General features: G+C 63.5%; 21 protein-coding genes. 9 read left to right on the forward strand and 12 right to left on the reverse strand.

The genetic code is table 11. The features are described from left to right. Window positions 1–56 precede the first annotated feature (56 nt). The 3 genes from PV768_RS09780 to PV768_RS09790 form a co-directional block, all read right to left on the reverse strand. Window positions 57–1400: an ABC transporter substrate-binding protein gene (locus PV768_RS09780; protein WP_321214076.1), complete on the reverse strand. Its 1344-nt coding sequence runs from the start codon at window positions 1398–1400 to the stop codon at window positions 57–59. A 74-nt stretch (window positions 1401–1474) separates the two neighbouring features. Then, complete coding sequence (locus PV768_RS09785) at window positions 1475–2395, reverse strand: carbohydrate ABC transporter permease (RefSeq protein ID WP_421092919.1); 921 nt, start codon at window positions 2393–2395, stop codon at window positions 1475–1477. Then, window positions 2392–3348 (reverse strand): carbohydrate ABC transporter permease, encoded by a 957-nt coding sequence (locus PV768_RS09790; RefSeq protein ID WP_197432481.1) that lies wholly within the window; start codon window positions 3346–3348, stop codon window positions 2392–2394. Before PV768_RS09790 ends, PV768_RS09785 begins: the two co-directional genes overlap by 4 nt. Window positions 3349–3587: 239 nt before the next feature. On the opposite strand from PV768_RS09790, the gene PV768_RS09795 reads away from it, so the two are divergent. The 8 genes from PV768_RS09795 (at window position 3588) to PV768_RS09830 (ending at window position 8830) form a co-directional block, all read left to right on the forward strand. Continuing rightward, the gene (locus PV768_RS09795) at window positions 3588–4523 is read left to right on the forward strand and encodes a P1 family peptidase (RefSeq protein ID WP_323056676.1); all 936 of its coding nucleotides are present in this window, start codon (window positions 3588–3590) and stop codon (window positions 4521–4523) included. 167 nt (window positions 4524–4690) lie between these two features. After that, a complete protein-coding gene (infA, locus tag PV768_RS09800) occupies window positions 4691–4912 on the forward strand; it encodes a translation initiation factor IF-1 (protein WP_009358723.1) in 222 nt (73 codons plus the stop codon). Between the two features lie 70 nt (window positions 4913–4982). Next, window positions 4983–5096, forward strand: coding sequence for a 50S ribosomal protein L36 (gene rpmJ, locus PV768_RS09805; protein WP_009358722.1), 114 nt, complete (start codon window positions 4983–4985; stop codon window positions 5094–5096). Window positions 5097–5279: 183 nt separating this feature from the next. Then, window positions 5280–5654 carry a 30S ribosomal protein S13 gene (rpsM, locus tag PV768_RS09810; protein WP_003803743.1) on the forward strand — a complete coding sequence of 125 codons (375 nt, stop codon included), beginning with the start codon at window positions 5280–5282 and terminating at the stop codon, window positions 5652–5654. 54 nt (window positions 5655–5708) lie between these two features. After that, complete coding sequence (gene rpsK, locus PV768_RS09815) at window positions 5709–6110, forward strand: 30S ribosomal protein S11 (RefSeq protein WP_018769149.1); 402 nt, start codon at window positions 5709–5711, stop codon at window positions 6108–6110. Between the two features lie 130 nt (window positions 6111–6240). Beyond that, the gene (locus tag PV768_RS09820) at window positions 6241–7251 is read left to right on the forward strand and encodes a DNA-directed RNA polymerase subunit alpha (RefSeq protein ID WP_013601812.1); all 1011 of its coding nucleotides are present in this window, start codon (window positions 6241–6243) and stop codon (window positions 7249–7251) included. 71 nt (window positions 7252–7322) lie between these two features. Further along, a complete protein-coding gene (gene rplQ / locus PV768_RS09825) occupies window positions 7323–7904 on the forward strand; it encodes a 50S ribosomal protein L17 (protein ID WP_157241611.1) in 582 nt (193 codons plus the stop codon). Window positions 7905–7936: 32 nt separating this feature from the next. Further along, the gene (locus PV768_RS09830) at window positions 7937–8830 is read left to right on the forward strand and encodes a tRNA pseudouridine synthase A (RefSeq protein WP_321214073.1); all 894 of its coding nucleotides are present in this window, start codon (window positions 7937–7939) and stop codon (window positions 8828–8830) included. Window positions 8831–8897: 67 nt separating this feature from the next. On the opposite strand, the gene PV768_RS09835 is transcribed toward PV768_RS09830, so the two are convergent. Next, window positions 8898–10568: a sensor histidine kinase gene (locus PV768_RS09835; RefSeq protein WP_421092920.1), complete on the reverse strand. Its 1671-nt coding sequence runs from the start codon at window positions 10566–10568 to the stop codon at window positions 8898–8900. 253 nt (window positions 10569–10821) lie between these two features. Between PV768_RS09835 and PV768_RS09840 the strand changes: the two genes are divergently transcribed. Continuing rightward, window positions 10822–11613: a response regulator transcription factor gene (locus PV768_RS09840; RefSeq protein ID WP_421092921.1), complete on the forward strand. Its 792-nt coding sequence runs from the start codon at window positions 10822–10824 to the stop codon at window positions 11611–11613. A 7-nt stretch (window positions 11614–11620) separates the two neighbouring features. Here PV768_RS09840 and PV768_RS09845 read toward each other — a convergent pair whose 3' ends face one another. From PV768_RS09845 to PV768_RS09880, 8 genes are all read right to left on the reverse strand, one after another. Continuing rightward, window positions 11621–12085 (reverse strand): Hpt domain-containing protein, encoded by a 465-nt coding sequence (locus PV768_RS09845; RefSeq protein ID WP_421092922.1) that lies wholly within the window; start codon window positions 12083–12085, stop codon window positions 11621–11623. A gap of 94 nt (window positions 12086–12179) precedes the next feature. Beyond that, window positions 12180–13064: a type II secretion system F family protein gene (locus PV768_RS09850; protein WP_421092929.1), complete on the reverse strand. Its 885-nt coding sequence runs from the start codon at window positions 13062–13064 to the stop codon at window positions 12180–12182. A 7-nt stretch (window positions 13065–13071) separates the two neighbouring features. Further along, window positions 13072–14004 carry a type II secretion system F family protein gene (locus PV768_RS09855; RefSeq protein WP_421092923.1) on the reverse strand — a complete coding sequence of 311 codons (933 nt, stop codon included), beginning with the start codon at window positions 14002–14004 and terminating at the stop codon, window positions 13072–13074. 6 nt (window positions 14005–14010) lie between these two features. Further along, window positions 14011–15561 carry a CpaF family protein gene (locus PV768_RS09860; protein ID WP_421092924.1) on the reverse strand — a complete coding sequence of 517 codons (1551 nt, stop codon included), beginning with the start codon at window positions 15559–15561 and terminating at the stop codon, window positions 14011–14013. After that, complete coding sequence (locus PV768_RS09865) at window positions 15562–16758, reverse strand: AAA family ATPase (protein ID WP_421092925.1); 1197 nt, start codon at window positions 16756–16758, stop codon at window positions 15562–15564. Continuing rightward, on the reverse strand, window positions 16755–17525 hold the full coding sequence (gene cpaB, locus PV768_RS09870) for a Flp pilus assembly protein CpaB (protein WP_421092926.1): 771 nt from the start codon (window positions 17523–17525) through the stop codon (window positions 16755–16757). The genes PV768_RS09865 and cpaB overlap by 4 nt, the downstream gene beginning before the upstream one ends. Window positions 17526–17567: 42 nt before the next feature. Continuing rightward, window positions 17568–18602, reverse strand: a complete 1035-nt coding sequence (locus PV768_RS09875; protein ID WP_421092927.1) for a pilus assembly protein TadG-related protein — start codon at window positions 18600–18602, stop codon at window positions 17568–17570. Then, complete coding sequence (locus PV768_RS09880) at window positions 18590–18979, reverse strand: TadE/TadG family type IV pilus assembly protein (RefSeq protein ID WP_421092928.1); 390 nt, start codon at window positions 18977–18979, stop codon at window positions 18590–18592. The genes PV768_RS09875 and PV768_RS09880 overlap by 13 nt, the downstream gene beginning before the upstream one ends. Window positions 18980–19078: the final 99 nt, after the last annotated feature.

Raw genomic sequence — 19078 nt, forward strand, 5'->3', positions numbered from 1 at the left:
CCGGCTGCCGTTGTGATTCCACAACGGCAGCCGGCGCTTCGTCCTTAAGGAGAAACTCAACCGAGCTTCGGCTTGACGTCCTTTTCGTAGATGCCCTCCAGCGTCTTCTTCAGGCTGGTCATGGTGGACTTGACGTCCGCCTGCTGGGTAAGGATCGCTGCGGCCGCCTTGGCCAGTTCCTGGTCAGCACCCGGGAGGAACACGCGGGCATTGTCCTGGACCCGCGTAACGGCCAGCTGGTCCACGGCAGTCTGGATCTGCGGCGTCCGGGCCAGGACCGCCTTCATGTCCGCCGACTCGCGGGTGGGCATGTAGCCGGTGGCAGCCGAGAAGGCTGCGCTGTTTTCCGGCTCGGTCATGAACTTGATGAACGTGCCGGCTGCCAGCTGCTCTTCCTTGGTGATGCCGCTGGGGATGCCCAGCCCTGCGCCGCCGGTGGGGCAGACGTTGGTCTCGGCCTTCGGTCCGCCGGGAAGGAAGCCCACACCCACATTGAACGGCGCGGACTTCAGCACACCGAGGAGGGACCCGGTGGAGGAGATCGTGGACGAGGTCAGCCCGGCGGAGAAGTCGTCCGCAGCTTCCTTGGAGGAGACGCCGGCCCACCCGTTCTTGTAGATGGAGTCCTGGGCCCACTGCAGCGCTTCGATGGATTCAGGTGAATCACAGGTGATCTCCCATTCCTTGGACCAGGAGCCACCCCAGCCCCAGAGGTTGTTTTGCAGGGTCCACCCCGCGTAGCCCGCCAGTGCAGGATAGATGTAGGCGTACTGCGCGCCTGAGCTGGCCTTCAGCTTGGGCGCCCACTCGCCGAACTCCTGCCAGGTCTTGGGTGCCCGGTCCGGCAGCCCGGCCGCCTTGAAGTGGTCCTTGTTGTAATAGAACAGGGGCGTTGAACGCCCGTAGGGGAGCGCCCATTGCTTGTCGTTGTACTTGTAGTCGTCCACGAGTGACTTCCGGAAATCGTCCAGCTTGATGTCCAGCTGCTTGACGAGGGCGTCCACCGGGATGATGCTGCCGTTGGTGAAGTAGCGGAACCACCAGACATCGGAGAGGACGACGACGCCCGGGAGGCCGGATTTTGCCGCCTGCGAGGTCTGGAACTTCTGCGCGATTTCCTCGTAGTTCGCGCCGGCTGTGACCAGGTTGACCCGGATGTCCGGGAACTTGGCGTGGAACTTCTCAATAATGGCCTTTTCGACGTCCTGCGACTTACCGGGGTGGTTGGACCAGAAGTCGATTTTCGCGGCCGGTTTCACTCCACTGAAGTCGAGTTCCGCGGCTTCGCTGGCCTTGGGCGTGCCGCTCGTGGACGGGCCGCCGCAGGCTGCCAGGGCAGCGGCCGACGCCGTGACCCCGGCGAGTCCCAGGAAGTGCCTCCGATCGAGGTGCTGTGTCATGTGCAGGTCCTTTCGTTGGGTGCCGCATTGAGGAGTTGGGTGCTTCTTCTGTGACGAACGACGGCGGCACGGGCTTACCCGGTGACGCTGCCCTGGGTGAGCCCGGCGACGATGTAACGCTGGAGGGCTGCGAAAACGATAAGGATGGGGACGATGACCAGGACGGCGCCAGCCATGAGGATGCCCCATCCGGAGGCGTTGCCCTCGGAGTTCTGGAGCAGTGTCAGGCCCACCGGCAGGGTCATGGTGTCGGGACGGTCCGTGATGATCAGCGGCCAGATGTACTCGTTCCACTCGCTGACAATGGTCACGAGTGCCACCGTGGCGATCGAGGGAACGGAGACCGGCACCACGATCCGCCAGAGGCGGCGCCAGTGGCCGGCGCCATCGATTTCCGCCGACTCAAGGATGGAGGCGGGCAGTGTGAGGAAGTGCTGGCGCAGGAGGAAGGTTCCGAAGGCGGTTCCGAGGCCCGGGAGGATGATGCCCCACAGGGTGTTCTTTCCGCCCATTCCCGAGATCAGGATGTAGTTGGGCAGGATGGACACCTGGGGCGGCACCATAAGGGCCACCAGGATCAGGACGAAAATCGCGTTCTTGAACGGGAAGCGCACGAACACCAGGGCGTAGGCCGTCAGGATGGCCAGGATGACTTTCACGCTGGCGCCCGTCACCGTGACGATGGTGCTGTTCAGGAAGAACTGGCCGAAGGGCACAGTGGTCATCGCGATCTGGTAGTTCTGCAGGTTGAGGCTTTCCGGCAGGATCTTCAGGTCCATGGTGATGATCTCACCAGGCTGCTTGAATGAGCTGAGCACCATCCAGAGCAGCGGCAGGAAGACCACCAGGGTTGCCAGGACCAGCGGGACGTAGCCGCCGAGGACGGCTTGCGCCAGGTTGCGCCGCGAGAAGGGCCGATCGCGGGGAAGAAATGGTCCGGCTTCCTGCGTTGCCGGGACGGTGGGGTCCGGGTTGACCGGTGACAGGGAGCTCACGAGTAGTGCACCTTCCGCTCCACGAAACGCAGTTGGAACACGGTGATCACCAGGAGGATCGCGAACAGGACCACCGAGATGGCCGCCGAATAGCCTGCGCGGTTGAAGGCACCAAACGCCTGGAGATACGCCTCGTAGATCAGGGTGCTGGTACCGGTTCCCAACGGGGTCATGATGCGGATCAGGTCGAAGGCCTGCAGCGAGGACAGCATGGTGGTGATCAGCAGGAAGAACGTGGTGGGGGACAGGAGCGGCAACGACATGCTGATGAACCGCCGGAACCCGTTCGCGCCATCCAGGGACGCCGCCTCCATGACATCCTGCGGCAGGGACTGCAGCCCGGCCAGGTAGACCACCGCGCAGTACCCCAGGTTCTTCCAGACGTAGACGAGGATGACCATGACCAGGGAAAGCTGCGGGTCATTGATCCACTGCGGGCTCTGCTGGCCGATGCCACGGAGCAGCCAGGCCAGGACGCCGTAGCCCGGATCGAAAATGAAGAGCCACACCAGGCCCACGCCCACGCCGGACAGGACGTAGGGAGCGAATACCGCCGAACGGGCGAAGGTGGTTCCCGGGACTTTCGCATTCAGCGCCAGGGCGATGAGCAGCCCCAGGATCATGGATCCGCCCACCGTGACTGCAGTGAAGATCGCCGTGGTGCCCAGTACCTTGGAGGCGTCGTCGCTGGTGAAGAAGGTGACGTAGTTATTGATGCCCACCACCGTGGCTGAGGGCGACCCCAGGGTCCAGTCCAGCGTGGAGTAGTAGATGTTGCTGACCAACGGCCTGTATGTGAAGACGGCGATCAGCACCAGGTTGGGCAAAGCGAGGGCAAGGAACACGAAGAAGTCACGCCGGGTTCGCTGCGTCCAGCGCCGGCGTCCAGGGGCGGCGGCGGGTCCGGGCTTCGTGGGATCGGTGGACGGATGGGGTGCGAGTTGACGGGTCATGCGGTCTCTCACGGGATTCGTGCCTGCTCGTGGCCGGCCGTGGTCGGGGGAGTCTAGCCATTACTTCACCACAAAGTCAGTAGGCGGAAAGCTACGAATGCCCTCGTGAGGGGGACTGTTATACGAGGCTTCATTGCCTGTTAACGCTGTGCTGCCTGCAGTCTTGCACAAACTTTGTTTGAAAGTCAGGGACCCGCCGTATTCATCAGTTTGCTGGTCAAAAGGGCAGAATGGATGCCATGGGAGCGATCACCGATGTCCCCGGGATCCGGGTTGGCCACGCGCAAAAGTCCGACGACGGCTGGCTGACCGGGGTGACGGTGGTCCTCCCGCCGCCGGGCACGGTGGGTTCGGTGGATGTCCAGGGAGGCGGACCGGCCACCCATGAGACGGACGCCCTGGACCCCACCACCCTGGTCAGCGCCGTCGACGCCGTGGTCCTCACCGGCGGCAGCGCGTACGGCCTAGCCTCCGCCGCCGGCGCCCAGCGCTGGTGCGAGGAGAACGGCCGCGGGTTCCCGGTGCCCGGGGGAGTAGTCCCTATCGTGCCGGCCGCCGCGATCTTCGACCTGGGCAGGGGCGGGGACTTCTCCGCACGTCCGACGGCGGACATGGGCTACGCGGCAACAGCCGCCGCTGCGTCGCAAACGGAAGGGCACGACGTCGGGCGCGGCAACGTGGGTGCCGGCACCGGGGCCCTCATCGGCAGGGGACAGTTCAAAGGCGGCGCAGGCACGGCCTCCATCACGCTGGACAACGGCATAGTTGTCGGCGCCCTTGCCATCGTCAATGCGTTGGGACTCCCCTTTGGGTTCGAAAAGCCCAATCGCCATGATGCAGACGCCCCGCTGAACACCACCCTCGTTGTTGTCGCCACCAATGCGGTGCTCGATGTTGCCGAGTGCAAGCGAACTGCTTCGGCGGCGCACGCCGGGATAGCAAGGGCCCTGAATCCAAGCCACACCCTGGCTGACGGGGACACTGTATTTTGCCTGGCCACCCAGGCTGCGGCACTCGATCGTTCGGACGAAGCTGCCCGGCGGCTCAGCCTCATCACCCTGCAGAGTGCGGCAGCCGACGTCGTACGTTTGGCCATCCTCGACGGCGTAGCCAGTGCCCGGGCCGTGAGCACTCCGGCGGGGGAATATGGTGCGTACGGCGGCGGGATGCGCTAGCATGGCTGGATTTAACTTTCGCTGCAAAGTGGCGTAGTGTTGTTTGTTGGTTGTCTGGACTGCCACGCCCTTTTGGGTCTGGAGCCGGCAATCGATCCAACCAAAACGTTCGTGGCCATGCCCGGTGCAATCCGGCAGGGCTGCGGCAACAACAGTTAGCGGAGGGTATGGCCAAGAAGGACGGGGTCATTGAGATCGAAGGCGTTGTGACCGAGGCGCTGCCTAACGCGATGTTTCGCGTTGAGCTCACCAACAAGCACATCGTTCTGGCACACATCTCTGGAAAGATGCGTCAGCACTACATCCGAATCCTCCCAGAGGACCGCGTAGTGGTGGAGCTGAGCCCGTACGACCTCACCCGTGGTCGTATCGTCTACCGCTACAAGTAAATTGCTGGGCGGCTTCAGCGCGAGCTGAGCGCCGCTCCAGTTGACCAACTGTTACACGCAAAGGAATGCCATGAAGGTCAAGCCGAGCGTCAAGCAGATCTGCGAAAAGTGCAAAGTGATCCGCCGTAATGGCCGGGTCATGGTGATCTGCGAGAACCCGCGCCACAAGCAGCGCCAGGGCTAATTTCCCTTCATCGGGAAATCCTGGGTTGCTAACCCACGCAAGTAAATAAAGGCAGCACAAGCTGATCTGGAACATTGAGCTCGAAAGAGTCCGGACAGCTAACCCCCGGTCGGAGGCTGGGGCCGCACAGAACGTGCGGGTGTACTGCCTAGGACCTCCGGTTTATCAAGGAGTACTGCCACTATGGCTCGTCTCGCTGGCGTAGACATTCCCCGCGAAAAGCGGCTGGAAATTGCGCTTACTTACATCTACGGCGTGGGCAAGACCCGTGCACACGAAACCCTGGCTGCCACGGGCATCAGCGCTGACGTTCGCGTCAAGGACCTGACTGACGCCCAGCTGGTTGAGCTGCGTGACTACATTGAAGGCAACTACAAGGTTGAGGGTGACCTTCGCCGCGAAGTAGCAGCAGATATCCGCCGCAAGGTTGAAATCGGCAGCTACGAAGGCCTGCGCCACCGCAAGGGCCTGCCCGTACGCGGACAGCGTACGAAGACCAACGCACGTACCCGCAAGGGCCCGAAGCGTACCGTCGCCGGCAAGAAGAAGGCCCGTTAAAATCCCCGCCGGGACTAACGGACTTTCCCCCGATAACTTTCTGTAGGAGAAAAAATGCCCCCGAAGACTCGTGGCGCGGTTCGCAAGCCGCGTAAGAAGGACAAGAAGAATATCGCGCTGGGCCAGGCGCACATCAAGAGCACTTTTAACAACACCATCGTTTCCATCACGGACCCGAACGGCGCTGTTATCTCTTGGGCTTCCTCAGGTGAGGTTGGCTTCAAGGGCTCGCGTAAGTCCACCCCGTTCGCAGCCCAGATGGCCGCCGAAGCTGCTGCCAAGCGTGCGCAGGAGCACGGCATGCGCAAGGTAGACGTTTTCGTCAAGGGCCCGGGCTCCGGACGCGAGACCGCGATCCGTTCGCTCCAGGCCGCCGGCCTCGAGGTTGGCTCCATCCAGGACGTCACCCCCGCTGCGCACAACGGCTGCCGCCCGCCGAAGCGCCGCCGCGTCTAAGGCTTTTCCGCCGTTTGAGCTTGCCCGGACCGTCGACGGTCCGGGCAAGCCCAGCGCGTTAAGTCTTCAGACCGAATTTCCACCACCTGTGTTGCGTCATATAGCGGATGCTCGCCGAAAGGAAACCTAAGTGCTCATTGCACAGCGCCCCACCCTCTCCGAAGAGGTAGTCTCCGAAAACCGTTCGCGTTTCATCATTGAACCGCTGGAACCGGGCTTCGGCTACACCCTCGGAAACTCCCTCCGCCGTACCCTGCTCTCCTCCATCCCCGGTGCTGCCGTAACCAGCATCCGGATCGATGGCGTGCTGCACGAGTTCACCACGGTTCCGGGTGTCAAGGAAGATGTCACTGAGATCATCCTGAACATCAAGAGCCTCTCGGTCTCCTCCGAGCACGATGAGCCGGTTGTTGCATACCTGCGCAAGCAGGGCCCCGGAGTCGTCACCGCCGCGGACATCGCTCCGCCGGCCGGCGTCGAATTCCACAACCCGGATCTGCACATCGCCACGCTGAACTCGAAGGGCAAGTTCGAACTCGAACTGACCATCGAGCGCGGCCGCGGCTACGTTTCGGCAGCTCAGAACAAGTCCGGCGATGCAGAGATCGGCCGCATCCCGGTCGACTCCATCTACTCGCCGGTGCTGAAGGTTACTTTCCGCGTGGAAGCAACCCGTGTTGAGCAGCGCACCGACTTCGACAAGCTGATTGTCGACGTCGAGACCAAGCAGGCCATCGCCCCGCGCGATGCTGTTGCTTCCGCAGGCACCACCCTGGTGGAGCTCTTCGGTCTGGCACGTGAGCTGAACACCGCAGCTGAAGGTATCGAGATCGGCCCGTCGCCCACCGACGCTGCCCTGGCAGCCGACATGGCACTGCCGATCGAGGATCTGGACCTCACCGTCCGTTCCTACAACTGCCTCAAGCGTGAGGGCATCCACACCGTGGGTGAACTCGTTGCCCGCTCCGAGGCTGACCTGATGGACATCCGCAACTTCGGTGCCAAGTCCATTGACGAGGTCAAGGCAAAGCTGGTTGAACTGGGCCTGTCCCTCAAGGACTCGCCTCCCGGTTTTGACCTCGCAGCACGCGCCGCAGCAATCGAAGAGGACGACGCCGCCTTCGGCGACGACGAACTCTAAACCAGACCTTGGCCGGCGGGCAGGCACCACGGTGTGCAGCGCCCACGGCTTCCATTTGAGGAGAAACAATTATGCCTACCCCCACTAAGGGTCCGCGCCTCGGAGGCGGCCCGGCTCACGAGCGCCTCATGCTCGCGAACCTGGCAGCATCCCTGTTCGAGCACAAGCGGATCACCACCACGGTGACCAAGGCCAAGCGCCTGAAGCCGTACGCAGAGCGCCTGGTCACCTTCGCCAAGCGTGGCGACCTCGCTTCCCGCCGCCGGGTCCTCGGCCTGATCAGCAACAAGGGCGTCGTCCACGAGCTGTTCACCGACATCGCCCAGGCTGTGGAGAACCGCGACGGCGGCTACACCCGCATCACCAAGATCGGCAACCGCAAGGGCGACAACGCTCCCATGGCTGTCATCGAGCTCGTCCTCGAGCCGGTTTCCGCCAAGCAGGCTGTTGTAGCCGAGGCTACCTCCGCTGCGAAGCGCGACGCTGACAAGAAGGAAGCCGCTGCTGCACCCGTTGCAGAAGAGGCTCCCGAGGCAGAGGCTGTTGAAGCCGACGCTGCTGAGGCTCCGGCTGAAGAGGCTGCAACCGAAGAGGCTCCGGCCGCTGAGGAAGCCCCCGAGGCTCCCGCAGCCGAGGAAAAGGACGCGAAGTAATTCGCTGACTTCCTTCGCATAGACTTGAGTCTATGAACGACCAAAAACCCGCGGCCCCCGTATTGGGGGGCGGCGGGTTTTTGCGTGTCCGGCTTGATTTGTCGTACGACGGCGGCCCTTTCAGCGGGTGGGCACTGCAGCCTGGCCTGCGCACTGTCCAGGGGGTCCTCGAGGAGGCCCTGCACCTGCTGGTACGGCGGCCGGTCCGCGTCACCGTTGCGGGCCGGACGGACGCGGGAGTGCACGCACGCGGCCAGGTTGTCCACCTGGACCTCACGGAAGCCGAGTGGCGGGGACTGCCCCGCGGGCACGAACTGGATCCCGCCGTCGCCATGCTCCGCAGGATCCGCGGCGCCCTGAGCCGGGTGCTCGGGGACCTCACCGGCGCCGTGGAGGTGCACAGGATTACGCTGGCACCCGAAGGCTTTGACGCCCGTTTCTCGGCCCTGTGGCGGCGCTACAGCTACCGCATCGCGGACGGGCCCGCCCTGTGGGACCCGCTGGGCCGGTACTCCACCCTGTGGCATAAGAACCCGCTGGACGTGGACCTGCTCAACGAGGGTGCCTCCAAGCTCCTGGGGCTGCAGAACTTCCTGTCCTTCTGCAAGCCGCGGGAGGGTGCAACCACTATCCGCGAGCTCCAGCGCTTCGAGTTCACGCGGGCCGAAGACGGCGTCATCGTGGCCACTGTCCAGGCCGACGCTTTTTGCCACAACATGGTGCGCGCCCTGGTCGGCTCTGCCCTGTACGTGGGGGAGGGCGTTGAGGAAGCGGGCTGGCTGCACGAGCGCCTGCTGGCCAGGAAGCGGGACGCCAAGTCCGTGCTCGCCGCGCCGCACCCGCTGGTGCTGGAGGAAGTGGCCTACCCGTCCGACGACGAGCTGCTGGCCCGTGCGGAACTGACAAGGGCGCTCCGGGAGCACTGAACCCATCGGTTGCTCCGTAGATGCCGTTTTGAGCCGTCAAAACGGCATCTACGGAGCAACCGATTCCCTAGAACGACGGCGGGGGACCGTCCGCCGGGAGTGTCAGCGTGAACGTGCTGCCCTTGCCCTGGCCGCTCTCACAGGTGATGCTGCCGCCGTGGCCCTCCACGATCATCTTGGTGATGGACAGGCCAAGCCCGGCGCCGGCTATGGCCGCTTTCCGTGCAGATTCCGTCCGGAAGAAGCGCTTGAAGACCCTCGCGGTGTCTTCCCGGCTCATCCCCATTCCCGTGTCGCTGACGCTGAGCCGGACCCATTCCTCACTGAAGCTGGCGCTGACGCTGACCGTCCCGCCGTCGGGGGAGTACTTGATGGCGTTGGAGACGAGGTTGTCCAGCGCCTGGCCGATGCGCAGCGGATCGGCGTAGGCCCAGAGAGGCGAGGGAACGTCGGCCCTGAGCTGGATATGGGCCCGCTCGGCCTGGGCCTGTGCGGAGCCCAGGCTGGTTTCCACCAGGCTGGCCAGGTCTGTCCGCTTGGGGTGCACGTTCAGGGCAACCGAAGCCGACGCCGACAGGTCGGAGACGAGGGCAACCAGCCGTTCCGCGTTCCGCTGGACCACCAGCAGGCGCTGGGCCACCTGTGGCGGCAGTTCAGCGCCGGCGTCATCCAGGACAAGGTCGATGTTCCCGATGATCGAATTCAGGGGCGACTTGAACTCGTGGGAGACGTTCGTGACGAGTTCCTGGTTGGCGGCGAGGGCTTCCACCCAGCCGGTGACATCGCTGTAGACAACCACCGCACCGTTGAAGCTGCCGTCCTCGCTGACCAGGGGCCGGGCGGCCGTGGACACGGCGCGCTGTTCTGTTCCCTCACCGGCCCACACCAGGTAGTCAGCGAAGGACTCACCTGCGATCGCCCGGCTGATGGGACGCTTTTCCGGCGGCAGCAGGGTCCGCCTGTCCTGGCCGAAGATCAGCTGGTGGCCCTGCCCCGGGGCGGCATCGTCAGCGCCGGTGGCCCGGCGGAAGTTCCGCTGCCGGTCGTTGGAGACGAGGAAGCGGCCGGAACGGTCGACGGCGGCAATTCCGACGTCGGTGGCGTCCAGTACCGTCTGGAGCAGCTTTTCCCGTTCCCGGCTTTCGCGCAGCAGTGTCCGGAGCTCCCTGTCCTTCTCCGCGAGTTCACGCTGCTGGAGCCGGACATGGATACTGGCAAACCGGATGGCGAGCGATACCGAGAGCATCATGAGGGGAAAGAGGACAACGGTGGTGATGTCCGTGGCGTTCAGGTTGGGGAAACGTCCCGCAATTGGGGGAAGCATGATGAACATTGGGCCAACAAAGCTCAACACCAGGCTGGTGCGTGTGAGCATTCCTGAGGCGGAAAGCCAGATCACCGGAAAGACCACCAGGACAGCGAGCCCAGGCAGGAGCGGGGCGGCGCCGTTGCGCAGAAACCCGATGGCCGCGAAGTCCAGGACGGGGACAAACAGATAGGACCGGTGGCCCAGGCGCTCCCACGGCACCAGGAAACAGCCCAGGAAGAGGATCCCATGGAGCAGGATTCCGGCCATATAGAGCGGACTGTGCAGCAATGCGGGCCATGCAAAGGGCGTAGCCGCCGCAAGGCCGGCAACAATCAACGTCAGCGGGAGCTGGCACAGCACCACCTGGGCCCGGGGTCCGAGACCCCGGAAGAACCGTATAGGTCCACGCTGGAACAAGTGCTCAGCCATGAGTGCGATTCAAACCCCGCGGACTTGGAATGGAATGCCGGGCGGCAAGTGCGTTCGAATTCCTGATGGTCACCGTTAGCACATCCTTTCGGCTCGTAATCCACATGTCTTGTCATGATAATTGACTTTCCGAATTGAATGGGGAAGTAGATGTGGTCAGTAGAGGTAACGAGTAGCGTATAAATGGTTGGAGCGGATATGGCATTGGCGCTGGGCTGATGGGGGGCCATGTCCGCCTGGCATGGGGATATCAATGGACGAACTTGGCGTGGCTGTGGTAATTGAAGACGATGCCGACGTGCGCAACCTTTTAGAAGGAGTGTTGACGCAGGCAGGGTTTGAAGTGCACACAGCGGCAGACGGACGGGCCGGCGTGGAAGTGGTCCGCGACAAGCAGGCAAATGTTGTGACGCTGGATATCGGGCTTCCCGATATTGACGGTTTTGAAGTACTGCGGCGGATCCGACATTTCAGTAACGCCTACGTGGTGATGCTGACCGGCAGGACAGAGGAGCCGGACCTGCTGTCCGCACTCAATGCGGGTGCGGACGACTACATCGCCAAGCCTTTCCGGCCCAGGGAACTGCGGGCCCGCGTAGCAGCCATGATGCGCAGGCCTCGGCACGAAATCCAAGGGCAGAAGCCCGCCGGGTCCGCCTGGGGAGCACCTCCCGCGCCGGCCGCCGTCCCGCGGACCCACGACTCCGCCGTCCTGCACCACAACGGACTTACCTTGAACCACCGAACGCGTACGGTGGAGATCAAAGGTCAACCGCTGGGGCTCACCCGCAGCGAGTTCGACCTGCTCCATGTGCTGCTGCGCGGCGGCGGTGCGGTGTGCACCCGGGCTGACTTGGTCAGGGCCGTGCGCGGCGAGTTCTATGACCATGACACGTACATCAGCGAGGCGGACGAACGCGCCGTCGAAGTCCACGTGGGCAACCTGCGCCGCAAGCTCAAGGAGGACCAGGTGTCCCCGCGCTGGCTGCAGACGGTCCGCGGCGTGGGCTACCGGCTGGCGCCCAGCAGGCCCCCCGAGGGTTAGGTTGGGCTCAGTCGTTTTCCAGGATGTAGTTGGCCTGGAGCTCGGACACCGTTTGCCCGCCGTCCTCGGCCACCCGCACCATCAGCACCTGGCCCCGGCGGAAGTCACCCATGCGGATCACCGCTTCCAGCAGTTCGGCAAGTTTGGCCAGCCGGAGCCCGCCCACCATGGCTGACGTGATCTTCAGGCTGATCACGGCATCAAGGGCTGAGGCCCGGTCCTGGTTCGCAACGGCTGCCGCCAGCCGGGCGTAGCGCTGGTCCCACATGGCGGCGTAGTCGCGGGCGAAGCGCTGGGCCAGGCCGGAGCCGGCGAGCTCGTCTTCCAGCTCTTCGAGGACGGCTGCGTCAACGAGCGGCAAGAGCCCGGCCGCTTCCTGTGAGGGTGGGGTTCCTGCGGCTGAAGCGACCCCGGACGGCAGGGAGCCCGCAGCGGCGGCCTCGCTGCCGGAATCGGGATCTATACTGTGCATTGTTCAAGGCTACTTCCTGTGATTCTTTCCGTTGTCCTATTTCGGGTGATCCTGTGGAAACCTTGAGCGATTTTGCAGCCGGTAGTGGGATGCCCTACTGCCCGCTGAAGGTCACGACGGTGTTGATGACGGCCGGTCCAAGAATGGCGATGAAGAGGACCGGGAAAATGAAGAAGAGCAGTGGAAACAGGATCATCACGGGAAGCTTCATCGCCTTTTCTTCCGCGCGCTGCCGCCGCTTTACACGCATCACCTTCGCCTGGATTCGGAGCACCCGGCTGATGGCGATGCCGTAGGTGTCAGCCTGGACTACTGCCTGCACAAAGCTGCGCAGTTCCGGAATGTTGGTCCGTTCTGCCAACGCCTGGTAGGACTCGCGCCGGCTGCGGCCCACCTGCATGTCCTGCAGGGTGCGGACCAGTTCCTCGGCGAGCGGACCCTTGCCGTTTTCCCCTGCGCGGGCCATGGCGCCCTCAAAACCGAGGCCAGCCTCCACGGAGATCAGCATCTGGTCCAGCGTGTTGGCCAGTTCCAGCTGCATCGCCTTCTGCCGTTCGATGCCCTTGCTGTAGAGCAGCAGGTCCGGGATGAAGTAGCCCAGGAACAGGACGAACAGGCCCGCAAGCTTCATAATGGGCGTGCTGCCGATGGCGCTGAGGTAGAGGCCCAGGGACGCTCCTGCTGCGCCGAGCCCGAGCTTGGCGGCGAGGACCTTTGCCAGCGGCATGGACTGGGGCCTGCCGGCCAAGGACAGCAATCGGTCCAGTTTCCGGACATAGGCTGGCGGGGTGAGCCTGTAACCGATGCCCGCCAGAAGGCCTGCCGTATTCTTCTCCGGAGCTTCGGCAGCCCGACGGCCCCGGGTGAGAATGGCAACGGTGGCCGTGCGGGCCTTCCGGTCAACGGAGAGGACGGACCATGCCAGGTAACCGATGGGCAGGGAAACAAGTATCAGCGAAAACAGCACTGTGGGATTCATGATCATCTCAGAACTTCAGATCAATGATTTTGCGCATCCAAAGGCTGCCGATCGTCATCAGCACTGCCGACGCGCCGATCATGCCCCAACCGAGCGGGTGGGTGAACATCGAGTTCATGTAGCCCGGATTGACGGTCATCAGCATCAGCACAATGCCGAAGGGCATCGCGATGAGGATGTAGGCGGAGAACTTTCCTTCTGCTGCAAGGGATTTGATGTGCCCCTTGATCTCCGCGCGCTCGCGGATGGTTTCATTCACCTGGTCCAGAACCTCTGCCAGGTTTCCGCCCACCTCGCGGTTGATCTGGATAGCCTGGGCAATCCAAACGAAGTCCTCGTTGCGCATGCGCTCCGATGTATCAATGAGGGAGGCCAGCAGATCGCGTCCCAGGCTTGTCTCGGTGATCACCCGCCGCATCTCCTCGGACGTTGGGCTCTGTGATTCGGCTGCTGCGGCATCAATGGCACGAAGGATGCTGTGCCCGGCGCGGAGGCCGCCGGAGAGAAGTTGAAGGGTGTCGCCGAGTTGGCTGTCGAACTTGGTCCGCCGCTTGCCTGCGAGGAATCCGAGCACAAGGTGGCCTACGAAAGGCGCCAGGACAAACAAGAGGACGGAGATCGCAGGAACTCCGATCACCAACCCCACCAAGACGCCGACGGTAGCGCCCGCAATGACCAGCACCATGTATTCGGTCTGAGTGAAGCGCACGCCGGCATTTTCAAGTGCGTCGCGGTTGAAGAGACGGACGTTGCGGGTTGCCAGGAACCGGTCCAGGGCGCCAACCGTCGCGTCGGCCAGCCGGGTAAGGTTCGACGGCGGATCTGCCTGGAAGGGCCGCCGCCTTTCGAGCGCGATGTCGGGAGTGCGCGGCAGCACCAGCGCCACGCCCACCATGATGGGGGCGAGGAACAGGAGGGCGGCGCCGATAATGATCAACATGCGGTCCTAGGCCTTTCCTGTGCCGGAAGGGTTTGCACCAGCCGGAGCAGCACCGGCCGGGGTGGCGAACACCGACGGCGACACATGGATCCCCAGGTCCTCGAACCGGTCGATGAACCGTGGCCGGATGCCTGTGGCCACGGGCTTGCCAAGGAAGCGTCCGTGCTGGTCAACGCCGGCAGAGTAATCGAAGACGAATGCATCCTGCAGGGTCACGATGTCCCCTTCCATGCCTTGGACCTCGGTCACATGCGTGATCCGGCGGGACCCATCACGCAAACGGGAAATCTGGACAATCAGGTTCACCGCCGAAGCAATCTGTTCACGGATGGCCCGGAGCGGCAGATCCATGCCGGCCATCAGCACCAGGGTTTCGAGCCGGGCCACGGCGTCGCGGGGTGAATTGGAGTGCACCGTTGACAGGGAGCCGTCGTGGCCGGTGTTCATGGCCTGGAGCATGTCCAGGGATTCCCCGCCGCGGACCTCACCCACCACAATCCGGTCCGGTCGCATACGGAGCGAGTTCCGGAGCAGTTCACGGATGGTCACCTCGCCCTTGCCCTCCGTGTTCGGCGGGCGGCTCTCCAGCCGGACCACGTGCTCCTGCTGGATTTGGAGTTCCACGGCATCCTCGATGGTGACGATCCGCTCGTCCGAGGGCAGGAAGGAGGACAGCACGTTAAGGAGCGTGGTTTTGCCGGTGCCCGTACCGCCGGAGACGATGATATTCAGCTTTGCCTTGACGCAGGCGTTAAGCAGCTCGGCCATCTCTGGCGTCAAGGTTCCGAAATCAATCAGGTTCCGGACAGTCAGCGGAGTCTTGCTGAACTTACGGATGGTCAGCGACGAGCCGCCCACCGCCAGGGGCGGGATGACGGCGTTGACACGGGAGCCGTCCTCGAGGCGGGCATCCACCAGCGGTGAGGACTCGTCGATGCGGCGGCCCACTTTGGAAACGATGCGCTCGATGACCTTGCGCAGGTGCTCCTCCGAGCTGAAACGCGAGTCTGCAAGGGTAAGGTGCCCTTTGCGCTCCACGTAGATCTGGTCCATGCGGTTGACCATGATTTCCGTAACGGCTGGATCATCGAGCAACCGCTGCAGCGGGCCGTAGCCCAGAACGTCGTCGGCCACGTCCTGGACCAGGCGTGTACGTTCCTCAGGCGATAGTGGCACCTGCTCAGCGTCGATGATCCTCGTAAGCTCATCGCGGGCAGCGGTTTTCAGCTCATGCTCCGTGATGCCGGAGTCATTGAACCGGGCGCCCAGATGTTCAAACAAGGCGGTCGCGGCCCGCTGCTTAAGTGCTGCGAAAACATCGACGGATTGCTGGAGTTTTGGCTTCGGCTCTTCAAAGAGCGCATTGGGTGCGACGACGGCGGCAGCCGGTGCCGCCGTCGTCCGCTTTTCTCGGGACTGTTCCAGCCACTGCACCCGTTGGGCGGGAACCTCGGGGCGCGGCGCGTCGAGCGTGGGAGCTGAAGCCTTGGCCGAGGCGGGCTGGGCAGACGGCTGGGATTTCGCCTGTGCGGCGTTGATGCGCTCTGAAAGTTTCATCTAGACCACTACCCTTCGATGCAGTTTGCGCTGGGATTTTGCCCGCCACGCGGGGTTGAACCGCTCCACGAGGTGGTTAAGCCCTTTGACGGCCGGGTCTTTTACCGGCTCCTGGAGCACCGGGATTCCCCGGTTTGTGGACAGGGCAACCGCGCGGGATCGCGGGATGCTCACGTCAATGGGCGCCCCGATGGTTGATTCGAGGTCCTGGACGGTGAGGCCGGTCTTGGAGTCGGCCATGTTCAGCACCACATGGCGGGTATCGGGGTTGATGTCCAGCTGGCGCAGGATATCCAATCCGGAACGAAGTCCGCGCACGCTCGGGATATCCATGCCGCTGACCCAGACCACATCGGTGCACTTTTCCATGGCTGCCAGCCCAATCTCGGGCAGCCCCGGCGCGGTGTCCACCACCACGTACTGGAACTGCTGTGACAGCTGTTCGATGAGCCGGCCGATCTGGTCCGGCGTGATCTCGTCCGCGTCGACGGGGGTAGGGGGAGCGCAAAGGGCATAGATACTGCTTGGGTGAACCGTGAGGAAAGCCTTGAGGACCAGCGAATCCTGGCTGGCGGCCGGAGACACAGCGTCCGTCACTGTGTGCTCCGGGTCCAGGTAGAGCCCTGAAGCGACATCCCCGAACTGGAGGTCGAGGTCCACAATGACAACGCTCATGGGGGCGATCTTCCCCAGCCCAATGGCAATATTGGTGGCAATCGTGGTTTTGCCCACGCCGCCTTTGGGCGAGAAAACACCGATCACCAGTCCCTTGTTGCTCTCGGCCGCCTGCTGGGGTGCGAGTGTCCGGTGGCGGCTGGCGAAGGACTGGCTGGCACGCTCCAGCAGGACACGCAGCTGGGCGGCGTCGGAATCGGGGGAGACGATGTCCTTGATGCCTGCCCGCATGGCATGCAGGAGGAAGTCGGGCTCGGGCTCGGCGGCCACAATCACGCCCAGCGCCGGGAAGCTGACGTTCAGGACGGTGGCGAACCGAAGCGCTTCGTCCAAGGGAACCTCAGGCCCCAAAATCAGGACCTCAGGCTGCTCCTGGTCCAGGCTCGCGAAGAGCTGGTGCGGGTCAGAAGGCAACATGCTGGTGAAGAAGGTCTGGACTCCGCCCTGAAGGCCACCCGCGACAGCCTGGCGGAGCCGGGAGTCGAAGTCCACGTCGGGAGTGATGAGGACAAAGCGGCTCACTTGTACAGGTCCTGCCGGGTCATGACGCGGGGTCCGCTTTCCTGGGCGTCGACTGGTTCGCGGCTGAGCCAAAGGGAGGCGTATTCTGCAGCAAAAACGATCTTGTTCGAGTTCACATCGTTGACGGCCACCGTGACCATGAGCATCCCCGTGGGCAGGTTCACGTCCTGGGGGTCCGGCTGGGCAGGGTCGGTTGCGGCGGCGGAAGGCTTTGCCGCTGTTGCTTCCGGCGCCCGCTGGACTGCCGTCACCAGGGCTTTGTGGATCGAGAGCTGGACAGTTTCCTTGTCTGGCTTCGCCTCAAGGCCGCCGTTGGGCAGGGAGATGAAGATGCCTACAGTGTCGCCGGGAGCCAAGCGGCCGCCCACAACGCGCTGGGGCTCAAGCTGGAAGGAGACTTCCTGCAGCCCTGCCGGCACGGGTACGGAGCCGGAGGTCTTTAGTTCTTCGGGGGATACCAGCCGCTCTGCTACGAGCTGCTCACCGGGGACAAGGTCCGCGGACGTGACCTTTCCGGCGGACCCTTCGAGGGTGTTCAAGGCGGTCTTTGCGACGGCGGTGCCGGGCAACTGCTGAAGCGCCACGGAGGCCTTCAAAGTTTCGACGGACGAGCCGGCCGGCACCGCTTTGTTGACCACCAGGACTCCCACTGGATCGAGGTTGGAGACGGCCCGTTGGTCGGCACCCTGGGCGTAGGTCACCACAATGACCGCGCCGACGATGGCAAGCAGCACCGCCACCACACCGGCTAACAAACGAGACTTCACTGACTGCTCCTGAATATCCTATAAATCATGGTTCGTGCCGGACTAGCGGAGTTCAACGACAGTTGCGCCATCGGCGTTGACGTCACCCAAGGTGTAACCCTTGGCGAGGGAAACATATTTTACGAACGTTCCGATGATGCCTCGGCAGGGCTCCCGGCACTCAAGAGCGGCCGGAACGTCGGGTGTTCGGTTGCGGAAAGTGTAGGGAAGTCCCGTGTTGCCGACCTTCCATCCGGCCACCTTGAAGGCGGCGAAGGTGGAAAGTCCGTACACAGCTCCGGAGCCCGTTCCTGTAACCGAAGTGAAAATCGGCAGTAGGATGATGACGTCCTTGCCTGCATTCATGTCTGCCGCCCAGCCATTCAGCAGGGCTTCGCAATGGGAGGGCGGATCAACGCCCGTGGATCCGCCGGCAGTTCCTGTGCTCGCCTTGGTGTCAATGAGCGCACCGCACTGGCCGGGGTCCTGTTTAAGGCCGCCGAATCCGCCTTGGACTGCGGCGCCGGACGGGCCGTAGTTGCAGTCTGCGTTGGCGTTCTTCCCATGCAATTGCAGAAGCTGCATCACCCCGGCCTGGCCGCGGACTTGGCAGATGGACACCGTAATGGGAAAGACGGTCGGTCCCTTGACCGGACTGCCCCAAGCGACTGTTGAAGGGGCATTGACCTCTGCCGTGTTGAAGCCCAGGGCGCGGGCAAGGAAGAGGGATACCTGGTTTGGGGCGTGACCGGCTTCCTGGGATCCGACGGTGGCCGTCACGGTGCGGGTAGTCGTGTTGAGCACTATCGACTTGATATTGCTGAGGCCGTCATTCGCGTTGCGGTTCGCGAGGCTCTTTGCCAGGGAAGAGGTGTTCGAGCAGTCGACGTCGCCGGCGTTCTTCGCGCACTTTTGGGCCACCGAAAAGGCAGCTGCGTCCGCTCCGTTTCGGAGTTGGGCCCGTTCTGAGTACATCATTGCAACGTCTACGGCCATGGCGCCGAAGCCCAGAAGGGCCACTAGCATAATGGCGACGATCACACTCACGGCGCCGCGTTCGCCGTCGTAGTCCCTCTTCCCAGGGGTCAGCCGCCGCACAGCATGGCTCCCTTGCCGGTCAAGGTGAACGGTCCTGCTATTCCGGTCAGAGAGGACAGTGAATATGTGATGGTCACTGTGGCCTGGGGACTTGTCCCGGTGCTGACCATTGAGGGGCATGGCGTACCAAAAACTATGTTGGCGTCCTGCAATCCCGGCTGGACGGAAACAGCTGTGGTCTTTGCTGCTGTTCGCGCTGTTGTTTGGTTGCCGGTGATTGCCATCACCCGGACCCCTTCACGGGCAGCTGCCGATAGCGAGGCCTGGGCGTTGTAGGCACGGCTAAACTCCACGATGCCCAAAAGCAGCATGACAAGGACGGGTGCCACGATCGCAAATTCGACCGCAACGGCCCCGCGCTCGGATGCCCTGGACATGGTGGTGCCTTTCAGTCTCGTTTCGACATAAGGAGTGGCGGGGGGGGGGGGGGGGGGGGCCCCCCCGGGCGGGGGGGGGCGCCCCCGCGGGGGGGGGGG

Source organism: Pseudarthrobacter sp. CC4 (assembly GCF_048957775.1).
GTDB lineage: Bacteria > Actinomycetota > Actinomycetes > Actinomycetales > Micrococcaceae > Arthrobacter.